We start from the raw sequence: 14,474 nt of genomic DNA, 5'->3' as shown, positions 1-14,474 counted from the left end.
TCAGCCAATCTTGGCCCGGATGTTCTGGGCAAATTTATAGAGACCGGGGCGGGCCTTGATGAAGGCCTTGCCACGGGTGATCGCCCGGTGCGCTGCGCCGGCAGCGACGCCGATGCCGGAGATCGGCAGGACCACATCGTGATGGTCGGTTTCGATCGGCGCCCAGGAGCGCTTGTAGGTCTGATCACCGAGGCCGAAATCGAAAAGCGCGACTCCCTTGCCGTGCAGGCTTGAAATCATTTGCCAGAAGAGGAATTCGCCGGGGCTTGCATCCGCAACCAGATCCTCGTCGATCGCACCGAACTGGCAGATGACGTGGTCGCCCTTGCGGGAAATCCCCGACAGCGCGGCGATGCGTCCCTCATACTCGCCCTTTAGGCGCAGGGCGCGCATCTGCAGGCCGAAATTGTCGCCGATCCGTTTGTCGATCAGGCCGTGCAGGAAGGCCTTGGTCTCCGAATCCGCAAAGACATCGGGCAGGCCGAGCGAGGCGAAGCGGGCGCTTTTCAGGCGGAAGAACGTGTCGAGCAGTTCATGCTGCTCCGCGGACGCTTCCGGCGCGATATAGTCGAAGCCGCCAACCGCCTCCAGCCGCCGGCTCTGCGTGCGGAACTTCTTGCGCCGGCTTTTGGCGTTCAGCTGCTGCAGCGTCTTCTCAAACGTATCGAAGAGCGGAAGTTGATAGGCGTGGTTCTGGTTCTGCACCATGGGCAGGCCGCCAAGCATGTTGCGACGGCTGCGCCATTCCAGCGGAATATTCTGTAAGAGAAGCAGATCGGCCTTGCCGGAGAGTGCTGCACGAAGGCGGGCGGCGAGGCGATGGCTGTCCACCGCATCGCCATCTTCGGCAAAGGCTTGCGAAAACAGGCCGGTATTGATGTTGCTGTGGTCGGCGCCGATGAATTTGGCGATCCGCATGCCGCGCGAGGCGACGATTTCCACCGGCAGGATGAAGGCGGTGTGGTTGCCGCTCCTGCCGCACAGGATGGCGAGCGGACGGTGGAAGGCTGCCACCCAGGCCGCGCACCAATCGTAGCTCTGGTGCAGCGAGGAAAGGTTGTCGCGCTCCAGCGCGCGCCATTCCTCTTCAAGGGGCTCCATCCTGTCGAAAAGCTGGATATCGAGTTCGCCCATGGCGAGTTTCACGCTGAGTTGTCGCAGCCGGGAAATGCCGGTTTGGGCTTGCGCTGCAGCGTCAAGCTTTTGTTCAAGGACATCGAGCCTCTGCGTCTGCACGGGTCTTTCTCCGGTCAAGAGATGTGTTGCAGAGGAAGGTAGAGTGCCGAGACGTATATTTGGTTTAACCGCTGCGCCTGGCTGCAGTTTTCCACTGACAGGGTTATTCCGCCGTTAATCGGCCCCTACTGCTGTCTCGGGCCGGCCATCCACTTGATGATGACCATCGCCGGCAGCACCCAGAGCAGTCCGGTGAGCGCGAAGTAAAGCAGATGTCCCCACCACGGCGCATTGCCGAGTGTGGCGACCGCGATCGTATTCGCCACAATCGCATAGAAAAGCACGAGGATGATGATCAGGATCGTGCCGATGAATTTGCGAAGGCGGACGGGCATCGTATAACTTTCGAACGGATGGGATTGAACCGGCGCGACGGCATGCCGCAAAGGTTCGGGGCTTGTTTTGCATCAGCCGCTGGGGCAAATCAACTGCCGGATAAAAGGAGAGATCATGGCCGTCGCAAACCTGAGCCCGGAGCAGGCGATCCGCACCGAAGTGCGCAGGCAGGACAATAACCGCCGCGCCGTGCGCATCTGGTTGGGCTTCGTGCTTCTGGCGCTCTTCTGTCTGGTGCTCGTGGGCGGCGCCACGCGGCTGACCAATTCCGGCCTGTCCATCACCGAATGGAAGCCGATCCATGGTGTTGTTCCGCCGCTGAATGCCGCCGAGTGGGAAGAGGAGTTCAAGCTCTATCAGCGCATCCCCGAATTCCAGCAGCTGAACAGCGACATGACGGTCGATGAGTTCAAGAGCATCTTCTGGTGGGAATGGGCGCATCGGCTGATCGCGCGCGGCATCGGCGTCATCTTCGCGCTGCCGCTGGTCTTCTTCTGGGCGACCGGCCGGATCGAGAGGCGCCTGCGCTGGCCGCTTGCCGGCATCCTGGCGCTCGGTGGCCTGCAGGGTTTCATCGGCTGGTGGATGGTCTCCTCCGGCCTGTCTGCGCGCACGGATGTCAGCCAGTACCGGCTTGCCACCCATCTCGTCATGGCGTGCCTGATCTTCGCTTCCTGCATGTGGATCATGCGCGGGCTCTCGCCGCATTCCGACGATCCGGCCCCGACGAAGAATTCCCACCGCTGGGCAGCGGCCATCGCCATCTTCTCGCTTTTCCAGATCTATCTCGGTGCGCTGGTCGCCGGCCTCGATGCCGGCTTCACCTATAATACCTGGCCTCTGATGGATGGCGCCGTCCTGCCTGGCGATCTCTTCATCCAGCAGCCCTTCTGGATCAATCTCTTCGAGAACCCGAAGACGGTGCAGTTCATCCATCGTCTCGGTGCCTACACGCTCTTTGCGGTCGCGTTCATCAACATGGTGATTGCACTGCGAGCCGCATCTTGGAGCACCCATGCGCGCCGGGCCGTGCTGCTCTTCGCGCTCATCACGATCCAGGCAGCAATCGGCATCACCACGCTGCTGCTTGAGGTGCCGCTGCACTGGGGCCTGCTGCATCAGGCAGGTGCGTTGGTGGTATTCGGTTTCGCCGTCGCCAACTGGCGCGGCTACTACGGCGAATATCCCCGCGCAACTGTTATCGCCGAGCGCGACTGAGCAGGGATAGAGACGTCCTATCCCCTGGCTCGCGGAAGAGTGAATGGGATCAATGCGATGCTCCTCGCATGGATTTGCCGTGACATGCTAGATTGTCGGCTTGGCGCATGGGCGATCCTATGAAGGGGGATGTTCACATGAACAGATTTCGCACATTCGTAATGGCAGGCGTTCTGATCACGCTTTCCGCAATCGCTTCGAGTTGCACCTCAACGGAGAGCTACGACTATGGCGAGGATACGTCCCTGAACCCGGCCTGCGCCGGCGGTTTCCGTCCCAGCGACAATCGCCCCTGCTCTTATTGAGCCGACGGGCTTACCAGGTTCCCATAAAGGCCGAGGCTGCCAGCAATAGCCCGGTCAGGATATTTGCCAGGAACAGGCGGTAATTCACTTCCGGCCGTGCAAGGTCGATCCGCCAGGTCTGCCAGACAAGGTGCGCGGCGATGACGAGCATTCCGAGCGCATAAGGCAGGGACATGCCGGACAGCCAGCCTCCAAGCGACCATGCGGCGACCGTCAAAGCGTAGAACAGGCCAATCACGAGCTTGCCATGCCGGCCGAACAGGATGGCAGTCGATTTCAGGCCGAGGGCTCTGTCGTCTTTCACGTCGACATAGGCATAGACGGTATCATAGCCGATCTGCCACGCGATGGCTCCAGCCCACATAAGCACGGCTCCGGCCGGAATATGGCTGGCAATTTCGGCCCAGGCCATGAGCATGCCCCAGTTGAACGCCGCGCCCAGCACGGCCTGTGGCCAATGGGTGAAGCGTTTGCAGAGCGGATAGACGAAGACAAGCGGCAAGACGCATAAGGCGACCAGCCGCGTATAGGGTGTCAGAAACAACAGAAGAGACGCCGCCAGGGCGAGTTCGATGGCCAGAAAGGTCAACGCCTGACTGACTCCGATCTGCCCGCTCGCCAGTGGCCGAAAACGGGTTCGCTCGACATGGCCGTCAAATTTCCGGTCCGCGATATCGTTGATCGTGGAGCCGGCGCTTCGCATCAGCAGAGCACCGAGCGTGAAGACGGCCAGCTGCCGGATATCGGGCAGCCCATGGGCCGCCTGAAACAACGCCGCCCAGCATGGAAACAGCGTCAGCCATATTCCGACTGGACGATCGAGCCTCGCGAGCCTCGTGTAAGGTCGCCATGTGCCCGGCAACAGCCGGTCCACCCAGTCACCTTGATGAATATCGCTCAAGTCCGGGCGGTTTAATGTATTCATGGTATGATCTGGCTATCTTCGAAAATTCTCAATGAAAGCAGTTATTTCGTGTCTCGCACGGCTGTCGCAGAATAGAGGCTTTCGCAAGCATTGCAATGATCCTCCCTGCGTCTGACGGAGCCGATTAGCCTGCGTGAGAGAGGATATTCAGCAGCTTGCCGGTGGGGTCGCGAATATAGAAACGACGAACGCCCCAGGGCTCGTCGGCCGGCCCGTAGACGATCTGATGTCCACCTGTCACCGCACGCTGATGGACCTCGTCCACATCATCGACCTCGATCGAAACGTCAGGCACTGCGGTTCCCGATCCGCCTTCCGTCGCGATGCCGATCTGGGTGAGTGCTCGCTTGTCGGATGCAAGAGTGACGATCCAGCCATGATCCATCACGATGTCGAGATCGAACAGCTCGGAATAGAAGTTGCGCACCTCTTCGATGGAGGCGGCGGCGATATTCGGTACGATGCGCAGCACTGTCATGGTGTTCCTTCCTCCAGTCGAAGAGAAATAGCACTTGGTCGATCTGCGGAACAGTTCAGGACCTGTCTGCCGAACGGTTCCGCATGTCGGCTCATCGGACCTCAGATGCTCGCCTGCAGCCCATAGAGATTGGCATAGATGCCGCCGCTCTCCATCAGCTTGTCGTGATTGCCTTCTTCGACGATACCGTCGCCTGTCAGCACCAGAATACGGTCGGCGTGGCGGATCGTCGAAAGGCGATGAGCGATCACGAGCGTCGTGCGCCCCTTTGCAAGCGTCAGGAAGGCCTGCTGCACGGCCCGCTCGCTTTCATTGTCGAGCGCGCTCGTCGCCTCATCGAAGATGAGGATGGCAGGGTTCTTGAGGAAAGCGCGAGCGATCGTCAGCCGCTGGCGCTGGCCGCCCGAGAGTTTCACGCCGCGTTGGCCGATATCAGTCTGATAGCCCTGCGGCAATGCCATGATGAACTCATGCGCATGGGCGGCGCGGGCTGCGGCCTCCACCTCTTCGTCTGTCGCGTCCGGTCTGCCGTAGCGCAGATTGTCCGCCACGGTGCCGGCGAAGAGATAGACATCCTGCTGCACGACGCCGAGGTGGCTGCGCAGCGAGGCAAGTGTCACATCGCGGATATCGGTGCCATCGATTTCGATCGAACCGCCAGTGACATCATAGAAGCGGGGAAGCAGCGCGCAGAGCGTGCTTTTCCCCACACCCGACGGGCCGACGAGCGCCACGAATTCACCAGGCCGGATGGTCAGCGAAAGGTTGCTGAGCACCTCCGCCCCGTCGACATAGCTGAAATCGACATTCGAGAGCCTGATCTCTCCCTTCGGCATATGCAACGCGCGGGCCGAGGGACGATCCATCACGTCAGGATCGATCTCCAGGATCTCCATCGCCCGCACAAACCCCGTATAACCCTCCTGCCAGAGCCGGGCGAGATTGGCCATCCGCTTGACCGGATCGACGAGAACGCCGACGCAGAGCAGGAAGGTCAAAAGGTCCGCAATGGTGAGTTCCGCCGCAAGGATGCGCAATCCGCCGAGGATGACGACCAGAAGCGTGATGATCTGGGCGAAGGTTTCGGCGCCGGCGGAAAACCAGGCTTCGCTCCGGTAGCCATCGGAGCGGCTTTCGAGGAAGCGCCGGTTCAAGGCAGCAAAACGTTTCCGCTCCAGATCCTCGTTGGCAAAGGATTGGACGACGCGGATACCGGCCAGCGCATCTTCGACCCTTTCGTTGACGGCAGCGATCTCCTGCTTGCTTGCCTCAAGGGCGCGATTCATGCGCCTGTTGAAATGCAGCGCATAAGCCACAGCAAAAGGCGTCAGCAGGAGGATCAGAAACGCAAGCTGCGGATCGATGAAGAACAGGACCGTCATGGCCCCGCCATACTTCAGAATGGCGATCAGCAGGTCTTCAGGCCCGTGATGGAAAAGTTCGCCCAGCCAGAAGGAGTCGCCGACGATGCGGCTCATCAATTGGCCGGTGCGGTGCCGGTCATAGAAGCCGAAGGAGAGCTTCTGGCAGTGATCGAACAGTTCCTGGCGGATATTCGCCTCGATATGCGCACCCATCATGTGGCCGCGATAATCGACAAAGAAGATGGCGGCTGTCTCTATTGCCACAATGGCCAGCATGACGCCGCCCATGCCGAGAATCTGCCAATAGGCCGAAGAAGTATCGTTGAGCGCGATGAGATAGCCCATGACGATGTTGGCGCAGAGCGGCAATGCTACTGCGGCGGCAGCGACGACGACGGCGCAGGCAATATCGGCCATAAGCAGCGGAAGATGCGGCCGGAAGTAGGACAGGAACTTGCGCAGGCGCAGCTGGCGCCTGTTGTGGATGTGCGTTGCGGTGGAGAGGCTGTGGTTAGGACGCCGCGGGTTTTTCCTCGCGCGTGAAAGCAAGCTGGACATGAAGACGGATATCCTGAGTGTTGATCTTGTTTTTCTGGTTGCTCAGGATCGTTTTCATGAGGGCCTCCCATCGGCGTGAAACAGGGGCCGCGCGCCTTTCAAGCAGCGCAGCCTTGCTGACAGCGTGCCGCTTTTACCGCAAAACGCCGCAAAAGGCGACTGTCTTTTGCTGTGGCGCATGACGGCGATAGGTTTGGGCGAGGTGTGCGGAGCATTTCCGCTCACGGATCAGGCCCGCCGATCTCTTCCTGCAATCGCTCGAAAGCTGTTGGAAACAGCGTGGCGGGTGGGCTGTAAGGATTAGAGAAGGCGTAGATGAAGAAGAGGATGATGCCGGTAAAGACGCCGAAGATAGACAGGAGCAGCAGGTTGCGGCCGTCGGGCGCGTAGGGGTAATAGCCGATGGCGGTGAAGATCACGCCCGAAACCGCCGCAAACCAGAAGATCAGGCTGATGGAGTCGGTGCCGCTGTTTTCCCGCCGGTCGCGGGATTCCGAGATTGTATGGATTTCATCGAGCATGTGGCCGCGCAGGCTCTGCTGCTTGGCATTGACGGGAGCCAACTCGAGAATCCTGAGATAGGCGTTGTTCCATTGATCCCAGGCCGCCGATGAGAGTTCGCCGGTCCGTCCGAGTTCGGTCCATTCCTCCTCGATGACGATACGGACATAGTCTTTCAGCGCCTTCTGGATCGGTGCCTGCGCCTCCGGGCCATAGCGCTCGGCATCATAGAAGACATCGCCGACTGCATTGCTTTCCACTGCGCTTTCCGTCCGCAGAGCCTGGTATTCGATCATTTCCTGCGCGAAAACGAGGGCAAGGATGAGTGCGTGCAAGCTGGCAATGCGGGTGATGACTGAACTGGCCAGCTCCCTGTCACGTCCGCCCGGGTCGCCGCCCATGACCAGATGCATAATGTAATAGGCCGCAAGCACGGTTGCGGTCGTGCCTCCAATGATGGCGATGCCGATCAGAACCGACGCCATTGAGCTCCCCTCACATGGGAGAGTGTAAGGCTTTCATATCAGGCGGGCAATCGTATCAGCTACTACCGAAGCAGACCGTCGAACGCAAATGCCGCAACCGCCTGATAATAGGCATTGCCGGGCGTTATACGCCCAGCATCAAATCCATGTTCTGCACGGCGGCACCCGAAGCGCCCTTGCCGAGGTTGTCATAGACGGCGACGAGCAGCGCCTGCGCGATATCGTCATTAGCAAAGACGTGCAGGCGCATGCGGTTGGTGTTGTTATAGATTTCCGGGTTGAGCTCCGGCGTGCGTTCCGACGCCTCCAAGGGGGCGACCTCCACGAAACCCGTGATGCCGGCATAATAGTCGGCGATGGCGGCATGTAGGTCAGCACCCTTCGGCACCTTGGGCAGATGCGAGAGCTGCAGCGGCACGGTCACGACCATGCCCTGTGCGAAATTGCCGACGACCGGCTGGAAGAAGGGCACGCGTCCAAGCCTGGCGTAGCGCTGCAGCTCCGGCAGATGCTTGTGCTTGAAGTTCAGGCCGTAGGGCATGTATTCCGGAGCATCCTCGCCCTTGGCGACGTAATCCTCGATCATGGTGCGGCCGCCGCCGGTATAACCGGAAATGCCGTTGACCGTGACCGGGAAATCGGCCGGTACCAGGCCGGCCACGATCAGCGGGCGCAGCATGGCGATCGGGCCTTGCGGCCAGCAGCCAGGATTGGCGACCCGCTTGGCCGAGGCGATGACGCCGGCCTGCTCCTTGCTCATTTCCGGAAAGCCATACGCCCAGCCTTCGGCGACGCGATGCGCCGTCGAGGCGTCGATTACCTTTGTACGGTCATTCTCGATCAGGCTGACGCTTTCCTTGGCGGCATCGTCAGGCAGGCAGAGGATGGCGATATCGGCCTCGTTGAGCAATGCGGCACGCACCGCCTTGTCCTTGCGGCTCTCGGTCGGGATCGACAGCAGCTCAAGATCGCGGCGCTCCGCCAGACGCTCGCGGATCTGCAGACCCGTCGTTCCAGCCTCGCCATCGATGAAGATCTTTGCTGCCATGATTATCCTGCACTTTCAGTGGGTTCGGATTGTTTCCGGAATCAGTTTGCCATGAAGTTGAATCAATTTGATAACAGCAGTCATCCTGCCGTTGCGCGCCGTTCGGCGTGAAGACCCAGCATATACATCGCGACTGTCGCCCCCGCAATGGCGGTGATATCGGCGTGATCGTAGGGCGGGGAGACTTCGACGACGTCTGCGCCTCTGACATCGAGCTGCTTCAGGCGCTGCAGCACGGAGAGGATCTTCGCGCTGGACGGGCCGCCGGAAACCGGCGTGCCGGTGCCGGGCGCAAAGGCCGGATCGAGGCAATCGATGTCGAAGGTCAGGTAGACGGGCGAGCCCTTCGTATGCGTGATGATTGCGGAAGCGATTTCGGTCGCGCTCATATCCTCGACCTGATGGCCGTAGAGAAGATGGATGCCGAAATCCTCTGGCGCGTGCGTGCGGATGCCGATCTGGATCGAGCGGTCAGGATCGATGAGGCCGGCGCGCACCGCACGGGCCACGAAGGAGCCGTGGTCTATACGGCGCTCGTCGTCCAACCACGTGTCCTGATGCGCGTCGAATTGCACGAGCGCCAGCGGGCCGTGGCGATCGACATGCGCCTTCAGCAGCGGCCAGGTGACATAGTGATCGCCGCCGAGGGTGAGCAGGAAGGCGCCGCTGTCGAGAATGGCGCTCGCCTGCCGCTCTATGGCTGCAGGCGTATCCTGATGATTGCCGTAGTCGAGCAGGCAGTCGCCGTAGTCGATGACGGCCATCTCGGCGAAGAGATCGCGCTGGAACGGATATTGCGGATCATTGTCGAAGATCGCCGAAGCCCGGCGGATCGCCTGCGGCCCGAAGCGTGTACCTGGCCGGTTGGAGGTCGCCGCATCGAAGGGAATGCCCCAGACGACGGCATCGGCTCCTGTCAGATCCTTGGTGAAGCGGCGGCGCATGAAGGAAAGCGCGCCGGCAAAGGTCGGGTCGGAGGCGGCCGATGTAAGGCTCTGTGCCGTGAAGGCATGGTCGATGGTCTTATTCGCCATGGGAGGCTCCTTCCTCTGCGATAAATTCGTAAGCGCGCTCTACCCGCGCAATGCGAACCTTATATTGCTTGTACCAGCGCTCACGGCCGAGGCGCTGGGCGGCAAGATGGTTTGCCACCTGTTTCCAGGCCTTCAGGCTTTCCTCGTCGGCCCAGTAGGAGTTGGTGATGCCGAAGCCATCGGCATCCCTCGCGCTTTCAGCCCCGAGACAGCCCGGCTGCTGCAGCGCCAGGTCCGTCATCCGGTCGGCCATGGCGCCGTAGCCATTGTCGCCCTCGGTACGGAGGGAGGAGAAGGTAACGACGTAATAGGGCGGTTCGGGCGTGGTGGCGAAGGGTGAGGGCTGGTCGGTCGACATATCAAGATTCCTTGTCTCTCCAGCATGGGGTAGGCGAGCGGCAGGTCGATTGCAAGCAGATGCGGCTTTGGCTTGCCCATGCGTTGACTTCGCAAATCGCTTCCAAGAAGCTGCTGCAAGCAAATCACCAGGGAGCCACAGGCAATGTTCGATCACGTTTCGATCGGGGTCAAAAGCCTCGAAAGGTCACGCCAGTTCTATGATGCGGCACTGGCGCCGCTCGGTTACGAGCGGCTGTCGAATTTCGAGGGAACGATGGGGTACGGCGCCGAGAGGCCTGCCTTCTGGGTGAGCGAAGTGGAGCGCCCGGTGCCGGCGGATCGCGGCTCGGGACTGCATTTCTGCTTCGTTGCGACGAGTGAGGAAGCCGTCAACGCCTTCTACGCTGCCGCATTGGCCAATGGCGGCGAGGACAACGGTGCGCCGGGCATCCGTCCGGATTACGGCCAGTTCTATTATGCCGCCTTCATCATCGATCCGGACGGCTATCGGCTTGAGGCTTTCTTCAACAAGCCGGAGTGAGGCATCGTTTTACTAGGCTGCATCCTGATCGGACGAGATGGAAATCTTCAAGCCGAGCGCCTTGATCACGCCGAAGAAAGTCGAAAGCCGGGGGTCTCCCGTTTCGCTGAGTGATTTGTAGAGCGTTTCGCGAGTGACGCTGGCCCCCTTGGCGACGGAGGTCATCCCTACCGCACGGGCAACATCGCCGAGCGCATGGGCGACGAGGGAGGGGTCGCCGTCCTCGAATGCAGCCTCGAGATAAAGGATGCGTTCTTCTGGCGTTTTCAGGTGATCTTGAATGTCGAAGCGGGTGGTTTCGAAAGGCATCTCAAATCTCCTTTGCCAGTTGCCTCGCCAAGGCGATGTCGCGGTTCTGCGAGGATTTGTCTCCACCGCAGAGAAGAATGACGATCGTATCGCCTGTCCGTACAAAATAGATGCGATAGCCGGGGCCATAGGTGATGCGCATTTCGCTGATGCCTTCACCGACTGGCTTCACGTCACCGGGATTTCCCAATTCCAGACGGCGAATCCGCGTGACAATGCGCATCCGGGCGTTTCCGTCCCGAAGCTCGCCAAGCCATTTGGTGAATAAGGCGGTCTGACGAACTTCGATCATGTGTGAATTATAATTCACAGTGGGAATTTGTCAAAAGATTACAGCACAAACGAAAAGGCCGGGCGAAAACCCGGCCTTTCCATGAAAGCATATCCAGAAAGCGATCAGCGCTTCGAGAACTGGAACGAACGGCGGGCCTTGGCCTTGCCGTACTTCTTACGTTCGACGACGCGGCTGTCGCGGGTCAGGAAGCCGCCCTTCTTCAGGACCGAGCGCAGGCCCGGTTCGAAGTAGGTGAGGGCCTTGGACAGACCGTGGCGAACAGCACCGGCCTGTCCGGAGAGACCGCCGCCGGCAACCGTGGCGATGATGTCGAACTGGCCGTCGCGGGCAGCAGCGACGATCGGCTGGCGCAGGATCATCTGCAGAACCGGACGTGCGAAATATTCCGCGAATTCCTTGCCGTTGACGATGATCTTGCCGGAGCCCGGCTTGACCCAAACGCGGGCAACGGCGTTCTTGCGCTTGCCGGTCGCGTAGGAACGGCCAAGCGAGTCGACCTTGCGGACGTGAGCCGGAGCAGCAGCTGCTACTTCAGACGACGTGCCGAGATCCTTCAGGGAGGAAAGGTCAGCCATTTATCAGGCGCTCCTTACGTTCTTCTTGTTCAGCGAGGCCACGTCGAGGACGGACGGCTGCTGGGCTTCATGGGGATGGTTCGGGCCGGCGTAAACACGCAGGTTCTTCATCTGGCGACGGCCGAGCGGGCCGCGGGGAACCATCCGCTCAACAGCCTTCTCGAGGACGCGCTCCGGGAAGCGGCCTTCGATGATCTGACGAGCCGTACGCTCCTTGATACCGCCGGCATAGCCGGTGTGCCAGTAGTAAACCTTGTCGGAATACTTCTTGCCGGTGAAAACGACCTTGTCAGCGTTGATAACGATAACGTTGTCGCCGTCGTCAACGTGAGGCGTGAAAGTTGCCTTGTGCTTGCCACGCAGACGCATAGCGATGACGGAAGCGAGACGGCCAACGACGAGCCCTTCGGCGTCGATGACGACCCACTTCTTCTCCACCTCTGCAGGCTTCTGGGAGAAGGTTACCATAATTGTCACTCTCTCTTGGATCCCCATGCCCGAAGGCGAAGGGGCGTTTCTTGTTGCTTGGCTTGGCTGATCGAAAGACAGACCAAAAAAGAAAACAGCCCCGAAAGGCTGCATTTCCGGCGCGGCTTATAGCGGCAAACCCCTATCGGGTCAATATGAGCGATTCTGGTGATCGGAAAAATAGATATTTGAAAACAATGACTTAAGTGTGAGGTATTTGAATACCTCACTTTGATGCGCCTGAAAGCAGGAGGTTTTGCCCTTTAGGAGGCCCTGCAATGCCGTATTCGGCTCGAAATCGCCGCACCCTTGTGGCACAAGGACGGGATAGAGACAGCGACAGGAACATGCCATGGCCGAAATCGTATCCTTCCGCAAGGACAACAGCAATTCGGGCGAAGGCGCCCTTGTGCTCCGTCAGCTTTCCGGTGGCATATTGCGCCTGACGCTCAACAATCCGCCGGCCAATGCCCTGTCGATATCGACAATGGAAACGCTGATGGGCGAGCTGCAGGGCGCGGCCGACGACGAGGACGTGCGCATCGTCGTCATCGCATCGACCGGCAATGTCTTTTCCGCCGGACACGACCTCAAGGAACTGACGGCCCACCGCGCCGACGAGGATGATGGCATCGCCTTCTTCGAAGAGACCTTCGCGCTGGCCGCCGACCTGATGCTGGAGATCAGCCGCCTTCCGAAGCCCGTCATCGCCGAGATCGACGGGCTCGCGACGGCGGCAGGCTGCCAGCTCGTCGCAAGCTGCGATCTTGCGATCTGCACGGATACGTCCACCTTCTGCACGCCGGGCGTCAATATCGGCCTTTTCTGCGCGACGCCGGCTGTCGCCGTCTCCCGCGCCGCCCACCGCAAGCAGGCGATGGAAATGCTTTTGACGGGCGAGACGATCGATGCCTCGACTGCCAAGGATTTCGGTCTGGTCAACCGCATCGTGCCGAAGCAATATCTCACGCAGGTCGTCAGCAAATACGCTTCCGTCATCGCCTCGAAGTCGCCGCAGGCGCTGAGGATCGGCAAGGAGGCCTTCTACCGGCAATTGGAGATGCCCATTCAGGAAGCCTATGATTATGCCGCCAGCGTTATGGTCGACAGCATGCTGACCGGCGATGCGCAAGAAGGCATCGGGGCCTTCCTCGGCAAGCGTACGCCCGAGTGGAAGGACGATTGATCAGGCAAGCTTCAGGATCAGCCCGCCGAGCGCGATGATGATGCCGGCAAGATAGCGCCAGACGCTGGCCTTTTCCTTCAGCACCAGAACCGAGATGGCAAGCGCAAACAGGATGGCGGTTTCGCGTAGCGCCGCCACGGTCGCAACTGGCGCCTTCGTCATCGCCCAGAGTGCCAGCCCGTAGGACGCGATCGAGCCCGCCCCGCCGATCAGCCCACGCCACCAGTTGCGCCTGACGTGCTTGCCGACAGTCGCCAGACCGCGTTGGGAGACCGCCCAGGTAAGGAGCAGAACCGGCGGCAGAAGCGACATCCACAGCGTGTAGGAAACCGCATTGCCGGAAAGCCGGGCGCCGATACCGTCCACATAGGTATAGGTTGCGATGACGCAGGCGTTGACGAGGGCCAGCATGATCGCGTGGCGGCTGCCGTGGCGCGCTTCGAAGGCGAGTGTGAGGATGCCGGCGCAGATCGTCATGGTACCGGCAAGCGCTCGACCCGTCAGGTTCTCCCCCAGGATGAAGCCGCTGGTAGCGACGATGAGCAGTGGCGCTGCCCCGCGCATCAGCGGATAGACGAGGCCGATATCGCCCGCCCTGTAGGCGGCGGCGACCAGTTGGAAATAGGCAAATTGCAGGATGGCGGAGGCGCCGATGAAAGGCCAGGCCTGCGGCTGCGGCAGGGGAAGCAGCAGCAGGAAAGGCAGCGAGGCGACCGCGCCGCCTGCAGAGATCAGCGCCGCATCGAGCGACTTGTCGGTACCCGCTTTGATGATGGCATTCCATGTTGCATGCAGAAGAGCACCGAAAAGGACGAGAAGAACGACGTCGAGGGGCAAGGTGGCTGGTCCGGGAGCAGTGCAACAAAATATAGGAAAGTATCACAACTTTTCCGTTTGGTCATGCCTTATGGCGGCAACCTGTATTTGCGCGATTTAATCTGAAGGTGTATTCCGCATGTTCAGAATTTGAATAACATGGATTGGTTAGGTGAACAATTGCTCACCGTTGTAGCAATTTCTGCGTGCGCTCGAAATACGTCAATTATACTCACCTTATTCAACTATGAGATGTTTCTAATGAACGTGTGAACATATCATGATCAAATTATGCATGAAAGGTGAAGTTCTTGTGGAGAAAGAGAATGTCGAGAATCCTATGATGCTGAAATATAGACATTATTCTATAACTTTGAAATAATTGTAAATTTACAACCGAAAGCGATTTTTTTGAGATTTTTGTATCCTTGGATTGAACATCGATCCTTTCGCGCAT

General features: G+C 59.8%; 18 protein-coding genes. 4 read left to right on the top strand and 14 right to left on the bottom strand.

The window, feature by feature from the left end:
* Complete coding sequence (locus tag FHT87_RS26155; RefSeq protein WP_183805690.1) at positions 1-1,236, bottom strand: GNAT family N-acetyltransferase; 1,236 nt, start codon at positions 1,234-1,236, stop codon at positions 1-3.
* A 125-nt stretch (positions 1,237-1,361) separates the two neighbouring features.
* Entirely contained in the window at positions 1,362-1,571 is a 210-nt protein-coding gene (locus tag FHT87_RS26150; protein ID WP_037096587.1) for a DUF2842 domain-containing protein, read from the bottom strand.
* A 115-nt stretch (positions 1,572-1,686) separates the two neighbouring features.
* Here FHT87_RS26150 and FHT87_RS26145 point away from each other — a divergent pair, with 115 nt between their 5' ends.
* Positions 1,687-2,790, top strand: a complete 1,104-nt coding sequence (locus FHT87_RS26145; RefSeq protein WP_183805689.1) for a COX15/CtaA family protein — start codon at positions 1,687-1,689, stop codon at positions 2,788-2,790.
* A 137-nt stretch (positions 2,791-2,927) separates the two neighbouring features.
* Positions 2,928-3,095, top strand: a complete 168-nt coding sequence (locus FHT87_RS26140; protein WP_183805688.1) for a hypothetical protein — start codon at positions 2,928-2,930, stop codon at positions 3,093-3,095.
* 10 nt (positions 3,096-3,105) lie between these two features.
* On the opposite strand, the gene ubiA is transcribed toward FHT87_RS26140, so the two are convergent.
* From ubiA to FHT87_RS26105, 7 genes are all read right to left on the bottom strand, one after another.
* Positions 3,106-4,020: a 4-hydroxybenzoate octaprenyltransferase gene (ubiA, locus tag FHT87_RS26135; RefSeq protein WP_183805687.1), complete on the bottom strand. Its 915-nt coding sequence runs from the start codon at positions 4,018-4,020 to the stop codon at positions 3,106-3,108.
* A gap of 124 nt (positions 4,021-4,144) precedes the next feature.
* Positions 4,145-4,498 carry a VOC family protein gene (locus FHT87_RS26130; protein ID WP_183730419.1) on the bottom strand — a complete coding sequence of 118 codons (354 nt, stop codon included), beginning with the start codon at positions 4,496-4,498 and terminating at the stop codon, positions 4,145-4,147.
* Between the two features lie 101 nt (positions 4,499-4,599).
* Positions 4,600-6,420, bottom strand: a complete 1,821-nt coding sequence (locus FHT87_RS26125) for an ABC transporter ATP-binding protein (protein WP_183805686.1) — start codon at positions 6,418-6,420, stop codon at positions 4,600-4,602.
* A 221-nt stretch (positions 6,421-6,641) separates the two neighbouring features.
* Entirely contained in the window at positions 6,642-7,406 is a 765-nt protein-coding gene (locus FHT87_RS26120; RefSeq protein ID WP_183805684.1) for a DUF4239 domain-containing protein, read from the bottom strand.
* Positions 7,407-7,530: 124 nt separating this feature from the next.
* Positions 7,531-8,454, bottom strand: coding sequence for an N-acetyl-gamma-glutamyl-phosphate reductase (gene argC / locus FHT87_RS26115; protein WP_183730413.1), 924 nt, complete (start codon positions 8,452-8,454; stop codon positions 7,531-7,533).
* Positions 8,455-8,534: 80 nt separating this feature from the next.
* Complete coding sequence (gene speB, locus FHT87_RS26110) at positions 8,535-9,488, bottom strand: agmatinase (RefSeq protein ID WP_183805682.1); 954 nt, start codon at positions 9,486-9,488, stop codon at positions 8,535-8,537.
* A complete protein-coding gene (locus FHT87_RS26105; protein ID WP_183730406.1) occupies positions 9,478-9,846 on the bottom strand; it encodes an antibiotic biosynthesis monooxygenase in 369 nt (122 codons plus the stop codon). Before FHT87_RS26105 ends, speB begins: the two co-directional genes overlap by 11 nt.
* A gap of 144 nt (positions 9,847-9,990) precedes the next feature.
* Here FHT87_RS26105 and FHT87_RS26100 point away from each other — a divergent pair, with 144 nt between their 5' ends.
* Positions 9,991-10,368, top strand: a complete 378-nt coding sequence (locus tag FHT87_RS26100) for a VOC family protein (protein ID WP_183730403.1) — start codon at positions 9,991-9,993, stop codon at positions 10,366-10,368.
* A gap of 12 nt (positions 10,369-10,380) precedes the next feature.
* Here the strand turns inward: FHT87_RS26100 and FHT87_RS26095 are convergent, their stop codons facing one another.
* The 4 genes from FHT87_RS26095 to rplM all read right to left on the bottom strand — a co-directional run bounded on the left by FHT87_RS26095 (position 10,381) and on the right by rplM (position 12,015).
* A complete protein-coding gene (locus tag FHT87_RS26095; protein ID WP_183730400.1) occupies positions 10,381-10,677 on the bottom strand; it encodes an addiction module antidote protein in 297 nt (98 codons plus the stop codon).
* Position 10,678: 1 nt separating this feature from the next.
* Positions 10,679-10,969, bottom strand: coding sequence for a type II toxin-antitoxin system RelE/ParE family toxin (locus FHT87_RS26090; RefSeq protein WP_183730397.1), 291 nt, complete (start codon positions 10,967-10,969; stop codon positions 10,679-10,681).
* Positions 10,970-11,073: 104 nt separating this feature from the next.
* Entirely contained in the window at positions 11,074-11,547 is a 474-nt protein-coding gene (gene rpsI / locus FHT87_RS26085; RefSeq protein WP_183730395.1) for a 30S ribosomal protein S9, read from the bottom strand.
* Between the two features lie 3 nt (positions 11,548-11,550).
* Positions 11,551-12,015, bottom strand: a complete 465-nt coding sequence (gene rplM, locus FHT87_RS26080) for a 50S ribosomal protein L13 (RefSeq protein WP_183730392.1) — start codon at positions 12,013-12,015, stop codon at positions 11,551-11,553.
* A gap of 352 nt (positions 12,016-12,367) precedes the next feature.
* On the opposite strand from rplM, the gene FHT87_RS26075 reads away from it, so the two are divergent.
* On the top strand, positions 12,368-13,201 hold the full coding sequence (locus FHT87_RS26075) for an enoyl-CoA hydratase (RefSeq protein ID WP_183730389.1): 834 nt from the start codon (positions 12,368-12,370) through the stop codon (positions 13,199-13,201).
* On the opposite strand, the gene FHT87_RS26070 is transcribed toward FHT87_RS26075, so the two are convergent.
* The gene (locus tag FHT87_RS26070; RefSeq protein WP_183730386.1) at positions 13,202-14,038 is read right to left on the bottom strand and encodes an EamA family transporter; all 837 of its coding nucleotides are present in this window, start codon (positions 14,036-14,038) and stop codon (positions 13,202-13,204) included.
* Positions 14,039-14,474: the final 436 nt, after the last annotated feature.

It is taken from the genome of Rhizobium sp. BK316, from assembly GCF_014193695.1.
Lineage (GTDB): Bacteria > Pseudomonadota > Alphaproteobacteria > Rhizobiales > Rhizobiaceae > Rhizobium.
The sequence above is the reverse complement of the archived record's forward strand: the minus strand, read 5'-3'. Positions and strand labels throughout refer to the sequence as shown.